Below are 21,499 nucleotides of genomic sequence, written 5' to 3'. Positions count from 1 at the left end.
AAGATGAACCGCCACCCTCACCGCAATCTCAGAAAAGTTCTCTTCTCCTCCATTGTGGCGATTGGTTTCGCCTTGTCCTTGCCCGTAATTGCCGCGGCGGAAGACACACCAGCGGTTGCAAGCGAACCCAAGGCTCCCTCGATCAATGTGGTCGCTGCCGGAAAGCAGGAAATGGTGGCGACACTGACTGTAACGGGAACCATTGTTCCCCGGCAGGAGGTTGCCGTCGGCACGGATGTTGCCGGACTGCTTGTGCTCGAGCTCAATGCCGATCAGGGCGATGTGGTCAAGGAAGGCGACATCCTGGCAAGGCTCGACAAGTCTTCGCTTGAGATCCAGCTTGCACAAATCGAAGCGCAAGGGGCTCAGGCCGCCGCGTCCATCGCACAGTCCGAAGCACAGATTGTCGATGCGCAGATTGCCGTGCGGCAAGCATTGGAAGCGCTGGAGCGTGCCCGCTCCTTGAGCGCCAAGGGCTTCACCTCCAAAGCTGAATTTGACAATGCAACCAATGCTCATGACAGCGCCAATGCCAAGCTGAACACGGCTCGTCACGCGCTGGTGGCAACGCAAACGCAGTTGCAACTTGTCGCCGCCCAGAAACGCGATGTCATGCTGCGTCTGGAGAAAGCCGATGTAAGAGCACCGGCAAGCGGCGTTATTTTGAGCCGCGACGCGCTTCTTGGCGCGATCGTCTCCGCCAATGCGGGACCATTGTTCCGCATTGCCCGCGATAATGATTTTGAGCTCGCAGGCAATATTCCGGAAGTCGATTTGCCGCTGTTAAAGGCGGGCATGCCGGTCTCTGTCCGCGTTTCGGGCATGGAAGAGGCGGTCGCAGGCAAAATCCGCCTGATCTCTCCGGAGATTTCAGCAAGCTCGCGTCTGGGCGCGGTAAAAGTGTCGCTTGAGAAGAACCCTTCAATCCGCCCGGGCAATTTTGCCCGCGCTGTCATTGAACTTGCCCGTCGTGGCGGCATTAGCGTTCCACTTTCCTCTATTGTCTATAATGGGCCGGCGACGCTCATTCAGGTCGTCAAGAACGGTGTTGTCGAAAGCCGCAAGGTGAAAGTCGGCATTCGCAACGGCCATTCCGCCGAAGTGCTTGAGGGTCTTGCCGAGGGCGAAGAAATCGTCGCCCGCGCCGGAACATTCGTCGCCGATGGCGACCGCGTTACCCCGGTTCGTGTCTCAGCCGAGCAGACCGGAGCGGTCAAATGAACTGGAACATCAGCGCCTGGTCCATCCGCAACCCGGTTCCGGCAATTCTCCTCTTTGTCGTTTTGACCGTGCTGGGGCTGATGGCCTTTTCCAAACTGCCCATCACCCGCTTCCCCAATATCGACGTGCCGTTGATATCGGTCTCGATTACCGATCCGGGCGTTGCGCCGACAGAGCTGGAAACCCAGATTGCCAAGCGGGTTGAGGATTCTGTCGCCAATATTACCGGCGTCAAGAATGTCATCAGCAATCTGACTGAAGGCAATTCGACAACGCTTGTCGAGTTCCGGCTGGAGGTTGATACGCAAAAAGCGCTGAACGACGTCAAGGATGCCGTATCGCGCATCCGCGATGATCTTCCAGCGACCATCAAGGAACCGCTGATCAATTCGGTGGATGTCGAAGGTTCGGCAATTCTGACCTACGGCATTTCCGCTCCGACAATGACGGCGGAACAGCTTTCCTGGTTTGTCGATGACACGATCATCCGCGACATTCAGGGGCTCAAGGGCGTTGGCAAGGTAGAGCGGTATGGCGGGGTGAAGCGCGAAATCCGTGTCTCGCTCGACCCCGATCGATTGACCGCACTCGGGGTTACCGCTGCCGATGTCAATCGTGCCCTGAAATCCATGAGTGCCGATCTGACCGGTGGTCGCGGTGATCTTGGCGATACGCAACAGACGATCCGAACCTTGGGCGGCTCCCGTTCATTGGAAGATCTGCGTGCGGTGGAAATTCCGCTCGCCGGTGGACGCTCTGTCCGGCTCGATGCAATCGGAACTGTCAGCGACGCTTTTGAAGAGCCAAAATCCTTTGCGCGAGTCGATAATCAGACGATTGTTTCGCTGGGTGTGTTCCGGGCAAAGGGAGCCAGCGATACGGAAGTTTTTGCAGCTGTACAGGCGCGCATTGATCAGTTGCAGCAAAAATACCCCGATACACGCTTCAGCATGATCGATAATTCGGTCAATTATACCTATGGCAATTACGAATCCGCCATGAGTTCGCTGATTGAAGGTGCCGTGCTTTCCATCATTGTCGTGTTCCTGTTCCTGCGCAATATGCGGGCGACATTGATCGCGGCTGTTGCCCTGCCCTTGTCGGCGATCCCTACTTTCTGGGCCATCGACATGCTGGGCTTCTCGCTCAATCTGATCAGTCTGCTTGGTATTACTCTGGTGACCGGTATTCTGGTCGATGATGCTATCGTCGAAATCGAAAACATTGTCCGGCATATGCGATCCGGCAAATCACCCTATCGGGCTTCACTGGAAGCTGCCGACGAAATCGGGCTTGCCGTTATCGCCATCTCGGCCACAATCATTGCCGTGTTCGCACCGGTCAGCTTCATGAGCGGCATTGCCGGTCAATATTTCAAGCAATTCGGTCTGACGGTTGCGGTCGCGGTCTTTTTCTCGCTGCTTGTTGCACGGCTTATTACGCCGATGATGACCGCCTATCTGTTGCGCGACGGTAAAAGCCTGCACCACGGCTCGGAAGAAACCGGCTGGATCAAGGCCTATACCCGTTTTCTGACCGTCACTTTGCGTTTCCGCTGGCTGACGCTGGGCAGCGGCGTGGCTCTTTTTGCTGTTGCAATCTGGGCCATGGGCTTTCTGCCATCGGGCTTTGTCCCGCCACAGGATGAAGCCCGGGTTGTCGTGAGCCTTGAACTGCCTCCGGGTGCACCTATCGAGGAAACACGCCGCGTTAGTGACGAGGCGGCATCACTTGTTCGCCAGATACCAGAAGTCAAGCAGACCTATGTGACGGGCGGTGCGTCGCCAACGGGTTCGCTGGATACAAGGCGCGCAACGATGGTCGTTAAGCTCAGCCATAAATCCGAAAGGGACCGCACTCAGAAACAGGTGGAGACCGAAATTTTCAACAAATTGTCCGAGGTTTCCGATCTGCGCGCCAATTTCGTCAATGATCGCGGCGAACGCGAATTTGCTGTCGGCGTCATCGGCAATGATGGTGAGAAAGTAACCCAGCAGGCAAGACAATTGCAAAGCGCCATGACTGCAACCGGCGACTTTCAGGCTGTGTCATCCACGGCGGCGCTGGATCGCCCCGAGATCATAGTGACACCGCGCATGGATAAGCTGGCAGAGCTGGGCCTGTCGACATCAGCGCTGTCGGAGGCTTTGCGTGTTGCGACCTTGGGTGATCTTGATGCCAATTTGGCAAAATATACGGTTGATGGAAGGCAGGTCCCGATCCGCGTTCAATTGACCGAGGATTCGCGCCGTGACCTTTCTGTGCTCCAGACCCTGACCGTAACAACACCTGCCGGTGTAGTCGTTCCGTTGGAATCAATTGCGCAGATCAGCTTTGGACAGGGTCCCTCCTCCATTGAGCGCTTCAACCGCGAACGCCGGGTCGTCGTTGGCGCAAACATGGCCAAGGGCAAGGAAATTGGCGAGGGCCTCTCCATTGTCAAAAACCTGCCGCAGACCAAATCCATGCCGGAAGGCGTCAGGATTCAGGAAACCGGCGATGCCGAGGTGATGGGTGAAGTCTTTACCGGATTCCGCGATGCAATGATCATGGGCCTGATGCTGGTCTTCGTGGTGCTGATCCTGCTCTTTGGCAGTGTGTTCCACGCCTTCACCATCCTCATGTCACTGCCTCTTTCGATTGCAGGTGTCGCGGTGGCTCTGCTTTTGACCAATAATTCCGTCTCCATGGCCGTGGTCATCGGTATTTTGATGCTGATGGGCATTGTCACCAAGAATGCGATCATGCTTGTCGATTTTGCCATAGAAGAAGTGAAACATGGGATACCGCGCAATGAGGCAATCATTGATGCCGGGCGCAAACGCATCCGGCCAATCGTGATGACGACGATTGCCATGTCGGCAGGCATGCTTCCCGCGGCAATGGCTTTTGGTGATGGCGGTGAATTTCGTGCACCGATGGCGATTGCGGTGATTGGCGGCCTGCTGGTTTCAACAGTTCTGTCGCTGGTGTTTGTACCGTCCTTCTACACAATCATGGATGATGTGAGCCATTGGACGGGCAAAATATTCCATTGGTCTATGCGCCCGAACAAACCGGATGAACCGCATACGGAACAGGTCTATGCCAGCAGTCCGGTGCCGCTTGTCCACCCGGCGCGGATCATAACCGAAGCGGCTGAATAAACGCAAAAGAGCGCCCAAGGGCGCTCTTTCTGTTTCAGCCGCTGCTATTATAGCGGATGGTACTTGCGTACCCTGTCACGTTCGCGCGCGAGCTCTTCTTCGGTAAATGCCGGGCTTGACTCATCAAAGCGTTCCCAGCCTTCTTCTCGGTACATCGATCGCCTCGTGTCGAGATCTACCGGCGTATTATTGTTGATGATCGAGCGGGCAATATCGGCCTGGTCATCGCTGACCCTGGCGGATACGAGCGTGCTGCCGCGGCGGACGCCCTCCGCATAGACATGCGCATCATCTTCATCAACGCCGGAACTCGTAAGCCCGCCAATCAATCCGCCAGCGGCGCCGCCAGCCACTGCACCGGCCGCCGCACCAGCAGCTGTAGCTGCGAGCCAGCCTGCCGCCACGACAGGGCCGACACCAGGAATTGCCAGCATGCCAAGACCGGCAAGCAGCCCGCCCGTACCACCGACAACAGCGCCAATACCGGCGCCGGCAGCAGCCCCCTCGCCCGCATAGGTTTCGCCGCTATCGCCATCGCGTCCCGCGATTGTGATATCGGAAGAGGAAACCCCGGCGTCTTCGAGCTGCTCGACCACCTGTCTTGCATCGCGGTGATTGTCATATAGTCCTGTTACAGTTTGCATATCTGATCTCCTTAAGCTGGTTTACGCCCTTATTTTGCGGTCTCTGTTATGTTGCCCTGATAGTCGAGCTTGACCTCGAAAGACTTGCCGTCCTTGGTGCCCGTACCCGTCCAGATGCCGTCTTCGCCTTTTACAAGGCCCGTTACGGCAGTGTAGCCTTTGGCTTCAATGCGCTCTTGGGCCTGGGCTTCTGTAAAGCTATTTTCTCCGGCGACAGGCGCAGCAGGATTGGTAGAATCCGGCGTTGTCACTGCCGGTGTTTCAGACTCTGTAGTCGGCTTAGGAGCCTCCTGTGCATAAGCCAGTGAGGCAATCGAAAGCGCGCCAAGTGCGAGTGCAATTCGTCTCATATGAACCTCCATCTTTCGCGACCATTTTGTCAGCCGCCTGAGAGATTAACCCGCATAGGCAGATGAGGTTCCTGATTTTCAGATGATGGAGAGCAGGTTTATTTTTTCTAATTGACGGAACTTCCTGGAAGGAGCGTCAATGACAAAAACCAAAAACAATCGCGAGGAACGGCGCGGGCTTATTGCGCACCCACCGGCCGCGGAGGATAGACTGCCTGTGCAGGTGCACGGTATATTGCGCCGGTTGTCATGCTTGATATGTTGGGAGCCTGCCTTCCCTTTATCAGCATGTCCTCATGCACCCAGCCAATCATGCCAGTTGTCGGCACTGCAATATGATGCCATTTGCCCGCTTTGCTGTAGGAGCGCATTTCACGCCCTTTTTCGACAGAGCCTATCGAGGCGGAAGCTTGCGATGCGCTACGCCGTAAAACCAGCCTGTCACGAGCATAGACTACCGATGGCGCCATGCCCGGCACATTGGTGCCGCGCGGTGGCTCGCCAATTGCTTTGCCAATGGGCCCCTGCGGACGCTGCAATGATGCTTGCTGCGTCGGCTTGGTTGCAGCAGGATTTTGTTGCGGCACGCCCACGGGAACGGAGGGTCGCGGCACAGGCGCTCGTGCTATCTCTGTCCGTCCGCTCTCCTCGCGAAGCGCTGTTTTTGCCGGCGACCTCACCTCTTTCTCGGGTCTGGGCACCGCAGACGGCGCTCTGGAAGCTGTAGCCACGGGGGATCTGGTGTTTGTTGCAGATGGGTTTTTCGCCTGTTCCTTTGTCCAGAATGCCAACAACCCGACACCACCCAATACCGCCACTGCAAGCAGCAGCCCGATAGGAGACCAACGCTGCGACGACCGCGAGGAAGATCGCTTCGGAGAGCGCGAAGTTGAACGAGTGCGGCGCTTTTTCTGAGCCATTGAGTCCTGCCGTTTTCAGTCCATCATGGGGTGACTGGATAAAAGTCGGAAATATCGAGTCGCGATATTCCTAATTTGACAGGGCTTCCTTGGTATTTCGTTACCATGGCAAAGGGAAAAAGTTTTTACGGATAATCGCCGATTTAGAGAATTATTTCCCTTTTCATTGGCTCCCGTCCGCCGTAGATGCGGGTATTATATCGAAAGTCGCCCGGAATTTTCCAAATGCGCCAGTTTTTATATTCAAAAGGCCCCGATGGGACGGAGCGGTTTCGTCTCTTCGTGCCGATCCTCGCCGGGGCGACATTGCGCGAGAGAATTATCGGCTGCATTGGGGCATTGATCGGCATTGGCCTGACCGGTTGGATTTGCGGCATCATGTTCGGTGCTGGCCCCGCCGTGCCGCTCATCGTCGCGCCTGTTGGCGCATCCGCGGTCCTGCTGTTTGCCGTTCCGGCCAGCCCTCTGGCACAGCCTTGGCCAATCATCGGCGGCAATACAATTTCCGCCCTGGTCGGCGTGACAGTGGCTCATTTCGTACATCAGCCGGAACTGGCTGTTGCTCTGGCTGTTGCATGTGCAATCGCAGTGATGTCGGTGGCACGGTGTCTGCATCCGCCAGGTGGCGCTGCCGCTTTGACAGCTGTTATCGGCGGGCCAGCGGTTCTTTCGGCGGGTTTTCTCTTTCCATTCGTGCCGGTTGCGCTGAATTCCGTGCTGCTCGTTGTGCTGGGTATCCTGTTTCACAGGCTGGCTGGCAGAACCTATCCACACAAGGCAGCCGCGCCTGTTGCCAATATACATGGGACACAGGACCCGCCAGCCCCATTGCGTTCGGGCTTTCAAAGCGAAGATGTCGATAACGCGCTGGAAGCACTTGATGAGACATTCGATATTGAACGAAGCGATATCGATATTCTGCTGCGGGAAGTGCAGGTTCAGGCCGCTATACGGCGGCACCGGGCACTGCTGTGCAGCGATATCATGTCACGCGACGTGATCAAGGTTTCTGAGGATGCCAGTGCGGATACCGCACGGACCCTGCTGCTTGAACACAATGTGCGTGCCCTGCCCGTTCTTGACCTTTCAGAATGCCTGCTTGGCACGATCGGCTTGCGCGAATTGGCAAATGCCGGGGCGGCAATCAAAGGGTCAATCACCGCTGCTGTCACTGCCAAGCCTGACGACCATGCCATGAAGCTTTTGCCCATGCTGACTGACGGCAAGACCCATGCGGTGATCATCATAGACGATTCCCGCCATGTTCTCGGGCTGGTCACCCAGACCGATCTGCTCGGCGTCGCCTTCAATTCCTATCTCTGATCCGTTGCGCAAAAGATGCAGTGCCGGAAAAACCGGGAGCGGGCGCTTATCGCCCGTCGTCCGGCGACCCGTACTCTGATATCACCGTTAAATCCCACAACCAAAGAGACCCTCCATGCCGTCTTTCGATTATATCCGTCCTATCCTCCTGCTCCTCGGATCAAATGTATTCATGACATTTGCGTGGTACGGGCATCTCAAATTTGGCAATAAATCCTTGATGCTGGTCATTCTTGTCAGCTGGATGATCGCCTTCTTCGAATATTGCCTTGCCGTTCCGGCCAACCGCTACGGGCATGAGGTTTATTCCGCAGCCCAGCTGAAAACGATCCAGGAAGTCATCACGCTTCTGGTCTTCGCAGGCTTTTCGGTGGCTTATCTCGGCGAAAAAATCACAATCAACCACGCTGTCGGTTTTGCCATGATTTGTGGCGGCGCATTCTTCGTATTCAAAGGGCCACTATGATTGAATTTCGGAATTTGTCCTGAACTGTCGCAAATCTGCGACAGTTCATCCTTCTATTTTTCAAATCGGGGATGACAGACCGCAAAAATGCGGGCTAACTTTGTACAATTGATTTGTGCGTGAATACTTCAGAAAAGCAGATAAGAACAATAAAAGGGGAGAGCGCTTTCATTGCCCAATACTGTAAAGCTTGGCGCGCCAGATTGCTGGGCTCATGCCTTTTTCATGGCCGGCGTCTCGTCGGCAACCACATCGCGCCAGAAGCACATTAAGGCACCGCATTCGGAACAATGCACGGGCGCCTCGTCCTCTTCTTCAATCGGAACTGTCATATGACTGGTTTTGCACTCGTGACATATGATCTCTTGGCCGAGCTTCTGCATAATTGCACTCCACAAGGAGTAAGCTTTAAATGAATAAAGAATGCAGGCATCGCTCGTGGAAGAACGTCTTGAAGCGACACCATCTAAACCAGTCAACAATAACCATATTATGCGTTAATTGGCAAAGACAAGCTTGCCTATATTGAAAATAGATAAACGATTCCCACTATAATTAATCGATTGCGGACTAAATTAATCTGAGGAGTGACCATTTCGGTGGTGGGGTATGGTCGAAAATGAGAATTGAACCATGACGGGACACGAAAAACTTATTGAAGCAGTAGCCCAGGCTATTCATGCTTACCGCAGTACTGGTAGCCAGGAGTGGGACAAAATCCCCGACTTCATCCGTCAAACCTATCGCGATTATGCCAATATTGCGCTCCCCGTTGTCTATGATGTTCTTCGTAACCCGACGAATGAAATGATCGATGCGGCTAACCGCGCGCGCCCCTCTGTGACCTCGCGAACCATTCAGGCGGCGATAGAGGCCTCCCCTCTCAACCCTGAAAATCAGGCGTAAAGGCGTAAAACCGTTTTTCTGACGAGACATCCCACTCAGGACAGATTGCGTCGGACGTAAAGCGCCGAAGCAATATAGGCTGCGATTCTTTTAGCCAAAATCCGCCCGGAGTTTCAAACTTGAATATTATATTCTTGTATTCATCCGGTTGTTGACCGGATTTCAAACATACATTTTACGACAATAAAGTATTATAAGCGCCAAAAAGTAATGTCTCGTCAAACATCTTGGATCAAAATCACTTTGTTTGCGTATTATTCAAAAAAAAATATTGCCATATGTAAGGCGATGAAGCAGTGTCTAAAAAAGAGAGTGGTAAATCGGATTATTTAGAGGTTTGGAACACGTCTAGTCTTATAGATTCTTGTAATATTGTTAAAATTGGAAATAAATCCTTTTAATTCAATAACTGAACTTTAGTTTCGTATGAAACTGGTTAACACGGTTTAGGTAATTGGGGGACACATGTACGACAATTCTCTAGGTAAATCTGATTACAGGTCTTTGACCGTAGCAGATGATACTGATCGGGATGCAGAGGCTCCGGATGAGAAGTGGCGTTGGTCTTCTTATAGCGATGATAAGGGCAATATTGGCTACAGTCGCAACCTTTATAAACTGCAACAAACCACGATTATGTACGGCGATACCCATGGCCGACTAGAAATGATCTCCAAAGGAGCTTCATCAACGCTCAGTTTTCTCTTTGTCATCAAGGGAACTATTGACCTGGTCGACATGAAAAAGAGAAAAATACAGACATTGGTAGCCGGCAATGCAACCAGCATCATCGACCGGGCAGATGTGAAAGCCAAAATCCACCCCGGGTCTTCCTGGGTAGCCTATCGGGTGCCGATCACCACGCTGCGGGAATATTTCGAACGCCTGATGCACCGGCCCTATTTTCAGGAGCAGGCTTTTGCGCCCCTCCATGATTTTCGCTCCGGTAGTGCGGCGGCTCTGTATCAAACGCTGTGTTACGTCAGTGAAGATCTCGCCAATGCGACCAATTCGACACGAGACGTTCTGACTAACGTCTATGAACGCTTACTGCTGGCGAAACTGTTCATGACAAAACCCGACAATGTAAACACGCTCAACAATTTGGCAGGTCGCCGGATATCGCCGCGCTACCTGCAGCGCGCCGAGGCATTCATGCGCGAAAATATCCATAATGCTGTAACACTCGATAATATATCAGATGCAGCAGGGTGCAGTGCGCGGGCGCTGCAGAGAATGTTCAAGGAATATCGGGATACAAGCCCGATGCATGTTTTGTGCGAGTACAGATTATCTGCGGCACATGAGGCTATCCTGAGTGGCAGTGCGCGCAATGTTACGGATCTTGCCATCCACCTGCAATTTTCCAATCCCGGACGCTTCTCGTCACTATACCGCAATGCCTATGGAATGAGCCCGTCGGCAATGATGCGCTTTCATGAAAAGAATACCTGACACATGTTGCGAATGCCAGTTTGTACCTTGCGTAGCCTGCCTTCCTCAAAACCACTCACCCTGGCCAGGATAAGCGTTTTACCACTTATGCTGGCAATAGCGGTTTCGGTTTCCGGTTGCCTCCCCCGCTCGGGGCCAACAACGGGTGACGTTCTCAATCAGCGGAAGACGTCAACCAACCTGAATTACGCGCTCGTCGACATAGGCAAGGATATATTGACCTATGCCGGGACCCGTCCGCGGGCAAGTCTTGCTGCCAAATTTGGCGCCGGGCCGCGTTCCAGTGATCTGCGCATCGCTGTGGGTGATGTTGTAGCCGTCAACATTTGGGAAGCGCCTCCCGGCAGTCTCTTTGGCGGAAACATCACCATGGCCGGTTTTCAGCAGCCATCAGGCAGCTCAGCCACAATTCCGCCCCAGACGGTTTCCGGCAATGGAACGATCGCTGTACCCTATGCGGGCCGCATAAAGGTCATTGGTAATACGCCGACACAGGTCGAACAACAGATAACCAAGGCGCTTGAAGGCAAGGCAGTTCAGCCGCAGGCGCTGGTCACCATCCAGCGCAGCACGGCCAATGCAGTGACCGTAACCGGCGAAGTGGCTGCAGGCGCCAGAGTATCGCTGACAGGTGCCGGGGAACGGGTCCTTGATGCCATCGCAAGTGCAGGTGGCCTTCGTGCGACAGCAAGCGACAGCATAGTTGGGCTAACGCGCAACGGCGTCGTCGCACGAGTACCCTTCGACGTCATGCTGGAAAACCCGGAAGAAAATATCCGTTTGCGCTCCGGTGATCTGATAACAGTGGTGCGCGAACCACGTACATTTCTGGTATTCGGCGCCGCTGGCCGTAATGCAGAAGTTCCATTCGACGCGTCCCGCATAACAATGGCTGATGCCTTGGCAAAATCCGCAGGTCTGAATGACCAGCGGGCGGATGCGAGCGGTGTATTCGTTTTGCGATACGAGCTGGCGTCTATCGCGAGACACTTCATCCCGGCAGGCAGTCCGCTCCTCAGCAGGGGTGAATACATTCCCGTGGTTTATCGCTTCAATATGCGTGACACGAATGTGATGCTTTCCATGCAGCGTTTCGAAATCCAACCGCGCGACGTGATTTACGTTGCCAATGCGGCGGGTGCAGATCTGCAGAAAGTCATGGCGATTTTCCAAGGTGTAAGTTCTCCTGCAATGAGCGCAACCTCACTTGGTCTGAGTGCCAGCCGTCTGTGAAAACTGTTTTTGTCTACTACCGCGTACTGGAATGAGATATCGCATGCCATCATTGCTTCACTTGCACGAGATAGCGAAATTGAAGCGCCTTGATCTTGAGGCTGCGATATTGGCACTCGCAAACAGTGCCTATCTGGGGGATCACACTGCGATTGCCCGCGTGCTTGGCCGATATAAGCTTTATATCGATACGCGGGACCGCGGCTTCGGCTCGCATATTCTGCTCGATGGTTTTTGGGAAATTTGGCTGACACAGTTTTGCGCCCGCAATGTCCGGGCCGGGATGACAGCCATCGATGTCGGCGCCAATTTCGGCTATTATTCAGTGCTGCTTGCCGAACTCGTTGGGGAGAAAGGAAAGCTGATCGCTGTCGAGCCCAATCCGCACGCGGCAGACTTCCTCAAAAGAAGCCTCGACCTGAACGGGTTTACTCCGCGCAGCCAGGTTATAGAAAAGGTGCTTGGCGGCACAGAATCCAGTAGCGCGAAGCTCTTCGTCCGCGATCACGAGCCGAAAAATGCAACTGTTGTGCCTGCCGCTTTCAATGCCGAAAATGCCCGGCAGCATGGCGGTTACCTTATCGAAATTCCGGCCGCTACCATGGATGCATTATGCATGCCGCTCGAACGGGTTGATTTCATCAAAATCGACGCGGAGGGTGCGGAAGAAGATATTTTTTCTGCCATGAGCGAGACGATACAACGTCACCGGCCGATGATCGTGGTCGAGTTCAACGCTGCCCGTTCGGAGAACAGCGCTCAGTTCGTCGAAAAGCTCACGAAAATTTACGGAAAGATACGGCGTCTCGATTTTGAAGGCTTTGCCCGGCCCGTTACGGCCAATGATTTGATGACGCAGAATTATGGCCAGGACTGGCTGCTTGTGCTTTCGGATAACGAACCTGCATGAGGTCATAGTGCCTTGAAATATGGCTTGAAAGGATGCCGCCTTGGTAAAAACCATCCTCTACGATGGACTCAATTTATCCCTGCAAAAGGGGACCGGCGTTGCCACCTATACACGTGGTTTGATTCAGACAGTGCGGGGTCTTGGTTATCAAACAGGTATTGTACACAGTGTCCAAAGCAAATTGCCCCGCAATCCGGCTTTGCGCGAAGTGGTGCTCTTTGACGATAATTCGAACAGGAAATTAGGACCCGTAGCTCTGGGCAAACGCTGGGCGCGGCGGCGCGTTGGCGCACCATTCGGCGTAACACCAACCCATGTTGAACTGACCGGGACCGTTATCCTGAAATCCCTGCAGGGCAATGTGTTGGACTCGGATTATCTTTACGCAAATAATGATCTGTTTGCCACGGCACGGCATCACTTCAAGAATTTCGGCAAGAGCCTGCCGCTTTCATTTGCGCACAAGCCCGATCTTCTTCATTGCACCTATCCAATACCGATGCGAGCCAGAAAAGCACTGAATGTATGCACCATTCACGATCTGGTGCCGCTACGCCTGCCCTACCTTACCGAGGACAACAAACGCTACCACTACAAGATGCTAAAGCATCTGGTTAAATCCGTTGACCACATTGTTACGGTGTCCGAAACATCGCGGCAGGACATTATCCGGTTTCTCGGCGTGGAAGAAAGCCGGATAACCAATACCTATCAGGCTGTTCACGTGCCGCTGGAACTGCGCGAAAAATCGCAAGATGTGGCCGAGGACGAAATTGCCGGAATATTCAATCTGGACTGGAAAAAATACTTTCTCTTTTTCGGCGCATTTGAACCCAAAAAGAACCTATCCCGTCTGGTTGAAGCCTATCTTTCGGCCAAGGTCGATTATCCCTTGATCATTGTCGGCGCGCCGGGATGGAAGGGCGATCAGACGCAGCTTTTGATTGAAGATGACCGCTTTCGCTTCTTCCTTCAGCAGGATAATCGCATCATTCCCGGCAGGCGGATTCATCGGTTCGATTTCGTCTCTTATAATCTGCTGGTCAGTCTGATCCGGGGCGCCCGCTCCGTCCTGTTTCCTTCGCTCTATGAGGGATTCGGTCTGCCCGTTCTGGAGTCCATGCAGTTGGGTACACCGGTGCTGACATCCACAGAAGGCTCCGTTCCGGAAATTGCTGGCGATGCCGCACTGCTGATTGACCCCTATAATACTCAATCCCTGCGTAATGCGGTGCGTGCGCTTGCCAATGATCAAGACCTTTGCGACCATCTTGCAGAACTTGGCCCGGCGCAGGCCGCTCAATTCTCGCCGGAACGGTATCAGCAAAAGATCGCCACACTCTATGACGATCTTTTGGGGAGCTAGGAGGTAGATGACACTCTTCGTCGCCTTTGGATTGCCCGGCACGATGTTCTCCTGGGGCACTGCAGCGCTCGAGGCCATTGCCTGCGAGATCTATGGCGATTGCAACACTGTGAAAGTAGAGACCCTGCCGCAATTGCAGGATGCCTGGCGAAACCGCACCAGCGAAGCAATGATTATTACCTCCCACTACCCGGATCAGGAGCTCTGCGCTTTTCTTATGCGGTCAAAAGCGCCCTATCTCGTTTTCACTGAAAACGTGATGGACTCTCTAAACTGGTTGGCGAAAACGACGGGGACAACTGATATTCCGCTTGTACGGGCCATGTCGGCAAGTCTTGCCTGCATCTCTCAAATACGCACGCATCCATCGATCCTTGCCGTACAGCGGCAGAAAATGGGTCCGGTGCAAATCCATAGAATACTTGGCCATTTTTGCCGGACACTTGGGATCAATCTCTCCAAGGAAGGAATTATCCGTTGTCTTGAAAAACTGGGAACAGATTTTTCAGGACCAGCGCCGGACCTTTCGCGCATTCCCACATTCGAAGTTTCCGCCAAAAAGCTTGACCCTCATTATTTGCCACCCGGCACCGAGCTCAAAGCAATTTCGCCCGAAATACGTGCTATCGCACTTGATGTGCTCAGACCGCTGGATGGTTCGATCATGCGAACCCCTATTACCAACGTGACCTGGCCATTGCAGACCTTCTTGCTCGCCGATAAGGCAGGGGCCAATATTGTCAGCGAAATTAAGTTGGTGGGGCGGGCACGCTGTGTCGTTTATGGTCCCTATTTTCACCTGCCTCCGGGGGAATGGACTGCTCGTTTTTCCATGCGCATCGACAATGAAATCTACGGCCAGATATTCACCATCGAAATTCACAATTCAGAGCTGCTAAGCAAAATCAGAATCCGCCCCTCGCAAACCGGATCATTTGTTGCTCAAGCTCAGTTTCAGATCGAACGTGCCAAGGAACCGATAGAGGTGCGCCTGTTTACCGAAAGCGGCGCCATAGAAGGTTCAATCGCCCACTGGTCGGTTGAATTGATTCCAGAAGAATCTCTCCCGGCGCAACGCTTTGGCGATACGGGAAATTACTTTGAAAACGAGCGGGCATTGTCGCCATCAGAACGTTTCAAATCGAAAGAAAATCAGCCCGCGGACGCTCAATAGTCAAACGCATTTCTGTTCAATACAAATTACGTCAATTAATCACATTTAACGAATATCTTTAGCATTACTGACCTAACTATATTGTATTCCCAAGGTTTATTCTGTGCAAATATCAGTTGAAGTTGCACATTCAAAGGTGAATCTCATGCGGAAATCTAACGTTATCGGTCTATTCTTGTCGGCATTGGTTGTTTCGGGGGGCGCGCATGCCGCCGATGCTGTCATTGAAGCTGCTCCCGAAGCTGTTATGGCTGATCCGGGCTTTGTCTGGACAGGTTTTTATGCGGGTGTGAATGCCGGTTACGGTTTCGGTGGCGATGACCGCGTTGGCGTCCGGGTCGGCGATACTTTTCTTGGAAATATCGGGAAGATCGAGCAGAATGGTTTTATCGGCGGTGCCCAGATCGGCTATAACTACCAGATGAACAATTTTGTTCTCGGTATTGAAGCCGACTTCCAGGGCGCAGGCCTTGATGACTCTACATCAGGAACACTATCTGGGGTTGATCTCCATGCCAAATCCAGCATCGACTGGTACGGCACATTGCGTCCCCGTCTCGGTTATGCCTGGGATCGCACCATGATCTATGGTACGGGCGGTTTGGCCTATGGCCGCGTCAACTACAAGATGTCCGCAGATGGCGTGCAGTTCATGGACGAGGATAAGACCCGCGCTGGCTGGGTTGCCGGTGCAGGTGTTGAACATGCATTCACCGACCATGTGACCGCCAAGCTTGAATATCAGTATGTCAGCTTCGGCGATTATACTGTTGAAAGCCAAGGTGTCTCGACACGGGCTTCACCAGACTTTCATAGCATTCGTGTGGGTCTGAACTACAAGTTCTGATCCCAATTAGACAGCATTACTATGATAAATTAACTCTTAACAGGAGCGGGGATAACTATGGCTGTTATTAATCTCGATCTGATCAGTAATACCACGCAGACCATTGATGCCGGTAGCGGCGCCCAGGACGGCGATACCCTCGAATTGGGCCTGGTCTCCAATGGTACGCTGATCATCGATGGCGTCGATCTTACACTGACGAACCTCATCGGTGGGGGTGTCCTGACAAGCACCACCATCATCTTGCAAAACGGCGCTGATCTTGTCGTTGATACGGCTCTTGCCGGTGTGACGGCGGGCTCGACGTTCCATTATATGATTGGTGACGGCACAAGTCTGGAAATTCAGGCCGCGGCGATCAATGCTTCCATTCTTGACGGCACAACCGTTGACTTCCTGAATGCCAATGGCAATGGACACTTCATCTATGATGCCGGGTTGGTTAATCTTAACATTAGCAACCCACCGGACATTATAAATGTGGACAATGGCGATCGCGTAACAGTGATCGACTCGGCCAGTGTCCAGCAAGTAGGAAACACAGTAACGTTCTATGGACCTTTGGGCATCCTGCAGCCTATCGCGTCTTATGACATTCCTGCCGGCGCTACTTATACGTACAACAACGCCACAGACACGCTGACCTTCCTGACTCCTTGCTTCGTTCGCGGCACACTTATCGCTACTCCGGATGGCGAAATCGCGGTTGAACGCCTTAAGGCAGGGACGGTCATCTCCAGCCTGAACAATGGCGCGGTTGCCGTGAAATGGGTTGGCAATCGATCCATTGATCCAAAGACACTGGACAAGCCACGCAATGATCTGCCAATCCGCATCCTTGCCGGTGCGATTGCGGAAGACATGCCCTCGCGCGACCTCTACGTCTCGCCGGACCATTGCATGTTCGTCAATGGATCTCTTGTGCCGGCAAAACTATTGATCAACGGGACAACCGTCAGCCAGCCGATCACACTCAATCCAGTCGATTACTATCATATCGAACTTGAGCAGCATGACGTGATCTGGGCAAACGGTGCCATGGCTGAGACCTATCTTGATCTCGGCAACCGTCATGTATTCCTTGAGCCAGGTGTACTGCAATTCACCTCGCCCAAGGCATATGACGCGAAGGCATGCTACCCGCTTGCCTATTCGGGTCCGGCTGTGGATGCAGCGCGCGCAATTATCACCGAGCGCGAAGTAGAGCTTGGCTACGAAACCGAAGAAGCCAAGGTTTCCTGATAATTGTGGGGCGCGTTTACTCCAGTCAACGCGCCTCACATACTTCTTTAATCTAGAATCGACCTTTACTGTGCAAGGTAGAGGTCGATTTACGCATTAGAAGTTTTTCACATTCAGTATGACATCTGGCCGGCAGATGTTCTGGAGAAAAGTGTATGCGCAGTGCGCCAATCGTGTCGCCTTATACTATTGATCTTGATGATAAAAATTTGAAGTTCACGCGCGAGGCATTTGCCGGTAAGCGTGTTTTCTTCGACGGTGTGTTCAAAGGCGATTACAGCCTTGCCATCGTTAATCGGCTTCTGGCAAAAGCGCTTGTTGAGGCCGGTGTCGATCTTCACTGTTATACGCCCGAATCCGATTGGCAGAGCGATGCAAGGCTCAACGCCGCTCCCGAGGTGAAACGCCTGCTGCTGCCCGGCTATCCGACCGAGAAATACGACATCCATTTGCGTAACACATGGCCGCCAGCCACGCATGACATGATTGGGCGCTTCAACGCCTATGTGAACTTCGCCTGGGAAGAACTGGAAGTTCCCCAATATATGATCGAGCGTTTTAACCGCGACCTTGATCTGGTCATGGTAACGGCCAATTTTGTGAAACAGGCTTTCGTGCAATCTGGCCTGACGGTCCCTGTTGAAGTTGTCGGCAATGGCACGGACCATGTTGCGCTTGATGCGGGCCTGAACACGCCCTCGCCCCTGCCCGCCACCGGCAAGAAACGCATTCTGCATGTCTCATCCTGTTTTCCGCGCAAGGGAATTGATGTGCTTGTGGATGCCTTTACACAGACATTCAAGCAAAACGAACAGGTTGAACTTGTCATCAAGACCTTTCCAAACCCGGACAATATTCTGTCGTCGGTCATGGAAAAGTTCAGTGATCGGCTCGCCACTGCTGCACCGATAACAATCATCAATGATCTTTACACTTCCGAGCAGCTGCTGGCGCTTTATCGCACAGCCTCGCTTGTTGCCGCGCCAAGCAGAGGCGAAGGTTTTGGCCTGCCTCTGGCTGAGGCGATGCGCCTTGATATACCGGTTGTCACCACGGCCTATAGCGGGCAGGTGGATTTTTGTACGCCCGAGACCGCATGGATGGTGGACTATCAAATGGCCCCCTCACAAACCCATGTTTCCGGGCCTTTGAGCATTTGGGCTGATCCTTCTGTTGAACATCTTGGCGCGCAGATGCGGGCGGCCCTGACGAATCACGAAGACGCTCGCTTGCGAAGTAAAAACGCCCAAAGACTTCTGGCCGATCACCTGAGCTGGGGTGCTGTAGCAGGGCGCGTGCTTGCATCAATCGCCAAGGTCAAGAAAAGCGCAGCCACAGCGCGCAAACCCTGGAGCTTGGACCTGGTTTCGTCCTGGCATCAGCAATGCGGCATCGCTACCTATTCGGAACATCTCTATTCCACCCCGGCATTTGCCGACAGATTTTCGCACATCTATGCAAGACGCCTGCTCAATGATGAGTTGCCGCCTTCCGCACAGGCAAAACATGCTCCCGCGCAGCATCTTGTTTCCCGCTCCTGGGGATATGATCTGACATCACTGACAAGATTCATTTCGGAAATCGAAAATGCCCGGGGAGACGTGCTGTGGATACAGCATCATCCGGGACATTTCTCGACACCCGATATGGAACTTGTCAACAATACGCTGGCAAATACCCGGCATAAATTGCGCGCTATTACGATGCACAGTGTGAAGGAGGTTCTTCGCCACGGTCATCTCGAATGGACGAAGCTGTTCGACATTGTATTCGTGCATTCTGCCGAGGATGCGGGCCTTTTGGCAAAAGCCGGGCATCCCAATCCCGTTGTCATGCCCCATGGCGTCATTCCGATACCGGAAGACGATATCCGCCCCGATCCATCGGTTTTTACCATAGGATCATTCGGATTTCTGACGCGGCACAAGAATATCGACCTCCTGGTACAGGCCTTTGCCCGGGCGCGGGTCTTTGAACCACGCTTGCGCTTGAAGCTTCTCAATTGCATGCTTCCCAATGATGAATCGCGGGAAGTCAGGGTTGTCATTGAAAACCTGTTTTCCCATTTCAATCTGCACGATGTAGCCTCTGCACGATTTGATTTCGTGGAACAGGATGAACTTGCCCGCGAATTGGCACAGTCCGATCTTCTGGCCTTTCTCTATGGTCCCTCGAACGAAACGGCGACGGGAGCGGCTCGCATTGCAATGAGTGCCGACCGGCCACTTCTGTGCTCACGCTCGACCGTCCTGCGCGACATGTGGCCGATCAGCCATGTGGTTCGTTCCGTGGATATAGATTGCGTTGCCGAAGCCATAATCAGTCTTGCACAAAATCCTGTCCTGCTTGGGCTGCGAGATCCCGACCGGCGTCAGGCCGTGCAGTGGAATTCCTATCCGCGCGTAGCCGCAAGACATGCCGCCCTTATCGAACAGATGCTGGATCAAAAACATGACAATCGCCGAGCTGCATAAAATCCCGCTTCAAGCTGTGCCCAAGGACGTCTTTTCCCTGTCCGGTGAAGCCTTTGTGGATGCTTGGGCAACTGCTTTCAACTTGTCTGCCGATGACCTCAGTGATGAAGAAAGGCAAAATTTTGTGAAAGCCATCCGCAACGGTACGAACCGCCTGAAGATCATTGATGCCCTGCGCGGAATATCATCCGGCGGCGAAGAACAACCTATCGACTACGAGGCACAGGTGCTGCGCCGCTCGCCGGACCAATATGCCATCATCGAAAGCTTCACCCGCTTTGCACCAGACAATAACGTCGCCTTCCTGCGCTATACATTCGACAAGATTTGCGGTCGTGACCCCACCGACAAGGAACGGCTCACCATGGAGTTCGACCTGCGGCGCAATGTGACGACGCGTGAAGATATCGTCAAACGGGTTGTCTCCATTGCACGCCGCGACGGCCAAATTTCGCTCTGGGATACGTTGGAACAACCGGTGACCCAGCACTCGGGTAACAAGCCGGTTGATCCCAGTTCCGCCCGCACCCTGCCGGCAGGCCTTTCCTATGATATTGATGGCAACCAGACACTGATTTTTGTTCGCGAAGTGCCAGGCGAAGGCTGGATGATCGGCCCGGACCTGCTGCACCAGCCGGTCAATGTTGTCGATGGCGGATGGAGTGTTTCGCCTGGCTGGTTGATTACCGGACCAAAACGCAGTCTGGAAGCCGGCACGTGGATGGTCCGGCTGGATCTCGTGCAGGATCCGGCAGCCAGAATTGCCCTACAGGTCAGCGCCAATTCCGGACTCGACACCTTGCAGGAATTGATCATTGCCGGTTCGTTCGTCGGAAGCCTGTGCGTGAATATCCGCAATGAGCATAGATTTGTGGAACTCCGGCTTAAAATACTCGAAACGCCCGACACAACGCCCTGGATCAAACTGCGCGATGTCTCCATGATCCGGAGCAAGCAGGGGCTGGAAAACTCATGATCAAACTGCCTTTCTCGGACCGGACGCGGCGTATTGCAGTGCAGCTTGCTGCGGTGGCCGACAGCTCGGCCAGCCCCAGAAACCTTTCCCAGCAGGCCGATGCCGCTCGCGACAAAGGCAACTGGGCTGAGGCCGCAGCGCTCTACACCAAGGCTATTGCCGCCGATCCCGCACGCACGGGTTTGCTTGTGCAGCTGGGTCACGCCGAAAAGGAACTCGGCAATTATGATCGGGCCGAAACGGCATATCGGAAGTTTGTCGGCATGAACCCTGACAATGCGGATGTGTATCTACAGCTGGGACACCTCTTCAGCCGGGCGGGTGAGTCACAAAAAGCCCTTGAATGGTACGAGAAGGGTTTAAAACTGGCGCCTGCGGACGAGGAATTGATCCGCCACACAAATATTGCACGCAGCCGGTCCGGCAAACCCGGTGTTCAGCTCAAGCGCCTTGAAGCAATGAAATATGTTGAACAGCAGGATTGGTCTCGCGCACGCCAACTGCTGCGCGAACTTGTTACCGAGGACAATGAGCGGGACATGATTGCCGTCTACGCCAATATAACCAAAGAAGACGGGGATTTTGACGAAGCCAAGAAACTCTATGGCGAATATCGCGCCTATGCGGAAGCTTTTGACCAAAACAGTCTGGAAGACGTAGAGATTCAGCTTGGGCATTTACACAAATTGAATGGCGACTACAAAACAGCACTGTCGCACTATATTCTGGCGCGCAATGTGAGAGCGCAACGATCCGGGTATATTGACCAGACAGGTTCTATAGAGAACGAAATTCAAGCGTGCATCAGCGAGATTTACACCTGTTTTGCACCACCCGCCTGAGCGC

At 53.5% G+C, this 21,499-nt stretch carries 19 protein-coding genes; 15 read left to right on the top strand and 4 right to left on the bottom strand.

Annotation, left to right across the window (positions count from 1 at the left end):
• Positions 1-3: 3 nt before the first annotated feature.
• Both QFZ34_RS04610 and QFZ34_RS04605 read left to right on the top strand, forming a co-directional pair.
• Positions 4-1,221 carry an efflux RND transporter periplasmic adaptor subunit gene (locus QFZ34_RS04610; protein ID WP_307277547.1) on the top strand — a complete coding sequence of 406 codons (1,218 nt, stop codon included), beginning with the start codon at positions 4-6 and terminating at the stop codon, positions 1,219-1,221.
• A complete protein-coding gene (locus QFZ34_RS04605; protein ID WP_307277545.1) occupies positions 1,218-4,367 on the top strand; it encodes an efflux RND transporter permease subunit in 3,150 nt (1,049 codons plus the stop codon). Before QFZ34_RS04610 ends, QFZ34_RS04605 begins: the two co-directional genes overlap by 4 nt.
• Positions 4,368-4,414: 47 nt before the next feature.
• Here QFZ34_RS04605 and QFZ34_RS04600 read toward each other — a convergent pair whose 3' ends face one another.
• The 3 genes from QFZ34_RS04600 to QFZ34_RS04590 form a co-directional block, all read right to left on the bottom strand.
• A complete protein-coding gene (locus QFZ34_RS04600) occupies positions 4,415-5,011 on the bottom strand; it encodes a general stress protein (protein WP_307277542.1) in 597 nt (198 codons plus the stop codon).
• Between the two features lie 29 nt (positions 5,012-5,040).
• Positions 5,041-5,361, bottom strand: a complete 321-nt coding sequence (locus tag QFZ34_RS04595; RefSeq protein WP_307277539.1) for a PepSY domain-containing protein — start codon at positions 5,359-5,361, stop codon at positions 5,041-5,043.
• Positions 5,362-5,540: 179 nt separating this feature from the next.
• Positions 5,541-6,281, bottom strand: coding sequence for a hypothetical protein (locus QFZ34_RS04590; protein WP_307277537.1), 741 nt, complete (start codon positions 6,279-6,281; stop codon positions 5,541-5,543).
• A gap of 225 nt (positions 6,282-6,506) precedes the next feature.
• Between QFZ34_RS04590 and QFZ34_RS04585 the strand changes: the two genes are divergently transcribed.
• Together QFZ34_RS04585 and QFZ34_RS04580 are read left to right on the top strand one after the other, a co-directional pair.
• On the top strand, positions 6,507-7,604 hold the full coding sequence (locus tag QFZ34_RS04585; protein ID WP_307277535.1) for an HPP family protein: 1,098 nt from the start codon (positions 6,507-6,509) through the stop codon (positions 7,602-7,604).
• Between the two features lie 115 nt (positions 7,605-7,719).
• The gene (locus tag QFZ34_RS04580; RefSeq protein WP_115055076.1) at positions 7,720-8,070 is read left to right on the top strand and encodes a DMT family protein; all 351 of its coding nucleotides are present in this window, start codon (positions 7,720-7,722) and stop codon (positions 8,068-8,070) included.
• A 212-nt stretch (positions 8,071-8,282) separates the two neighbouring features.
• On the opposite strand, the gene QFZ34_RS04575 is transcribed toward QFZ34_RS04580, so the two are convergent.
• Positions 8,283-8,453, bottom strand: a complete 171-nt coding sequence (locus QFZ34_RS04575; protein ID WP_162802623.1) for a hypothetical protein — start codon at positions 8,451-8,453, stop codon at positions 8,283-8,285.
• Between the two features lie 250 nt (positions 8,454-8,703).
• Between QFZ34_RS04575 and QFZ34_RS04570 the strand changes: the two genes are divergently transcribed.
• From QFZ34_RS04570 to QFZ34_RS04520, 11 genes are all read left to right on the top strand, one after another.
• Entirely contained in the window at positions 8,704-8,976 is a 273-nt protein-coding gene (locus tag QFZ34_RS04570) for a hypothetical protein (RefSeq protein ID WP_307277529.1), read from the top strand.
• 465 nt (positions 8,977-9,441) lie between these two features.
• Positions 9,442-10,431 (top strand): helix-turn-helix transcriptional regulator, encoded by a 990-nt coding sequence (locus QFZ34_RS04565; RefSeq protein WP_307277526.1) that lies wholly within the window; start codon positions 9,442-9,444, stop codon positions 10,429-10,431.
• 87 nt (positions 10,432-10,518) lie between these two features.
• Positions 10,519-11,664, top strand: a complete 1,146-nt coding sequence (locus QFZ34_RS04560; RefSeq protein ID WP_307277522.1) for a polysaccharide biosynthesis/export family protein — start codon at positions 10,519-10,521, stop codon at positions 11,662-11,664.
• A 43-nt stretch (positions 11,665-11,707) separates the two neighbouring features.
• A complete protein-coding gene (locus tag QFZ34_RS04555; protein ID WP_307277519.1) occupies positions 11,708-12,574 on the top strand; it encodes an FkbM family methyltransferase in 867 nt (288 codons plus the stop codon).
• 40 nt (positions 12,575-12,614) lie between these two features.
• Entirely contained in the window at positions 12,615-13,940 is a 1,326-nt protein-coding gene (locus tag QFZ34_RS04550; protein ID WP_307277516.1) for a glycosyltransferase family 4 protein, read from the top strand.
• Between the two features lie 7 nt (positions 13,941-13,947).
• On the top strand, positions 13,948-15,114 hold the full coding sequence (locus QFZ34_RS04545; RefSeq protein WP_307277512.1) for a hypothetical protein: 1,167 nt from the start codon (positions 13,948-13,950) through the stop codon (positions 15,112-15,114).
• Between the two features lie 145 nt (positions 15,115-15,259).
• Positions 15,260-15,961, top strand: coding sequence for an outer membrane protein (locus QFZ34_RS04540; RefSeq protein WP_307277509.1), 702 nt, complete (start codon positions 15,260-15,262; stop codon positions 15,959-15,961).
• A gap of 57 nt (positions 15,962-16,018) precedes the next feature.
• Positions 16,019-17,203, top strand: a complete 1,185-nt coding sequence (locus QFZ34_RS04535) for a Hint domain-containing protein (protein WP_307277507.1) — start codon at positions 16,019-16,021, stop codon at positions 17,201-17,203.
• A gap of 155 nt (positions 17,204-17,358) precedes the next feature.
• Entirely contained in the window at positions 17,359-19,677 is a 2,319-nt protein-coding gene (locus QFZ34_RS04530) for a glycosyltransferase family 4 protein (RefSeq protein WP_307277505.1), read from the top strand.
• The gene (locus QFZ34_RS04525; protein WP_307277503.1) at positions 19,655-20,653 is read left to right on the top strand and encodes a hypothetical protein; all 999 of its coding nucleotides are present in this window, start codon (positions 19,655-19,657) and stop codon (positions 20,651-20,653) included. The genes QFZ34_RS04530 and QFZ34_RS04525 overlap by 23 nt, the downstream gene beginning before the upstream one ends.
• On the top strand, positions 20,650-21,495 hold the full coding sequence (locus QFZ34_RS04520) for a tetratricopeptide repeat protein (protein WP_307277502.1): 846 nt from the start codon (positions 20,650-20,652) through the stop codon (positions 21,493-21,495). The genes QFZ34_RS04525 and QFZ34_RS04520 overlap by 4 nt, the downstream gene beginning before the upstream one ends.
• Positions 21,496-21,499: the final 4 nt, after the last annotated feature.

Origin of the sequence: Phyllobacterium ifriqiyense (assembly GCF_030817885.1) — a bacterium.
Taxonomy (GTDB): Bacteria; Pseudomonadota; Alphaproteobacteria; order Rhizobiales; family Rhizobiaceae; genus Phyllobacterium; species Phyllobacterium ifriqiyense.
This window is presented reverse-complemented; position numbering and strand designations above follow the sequence as displayed.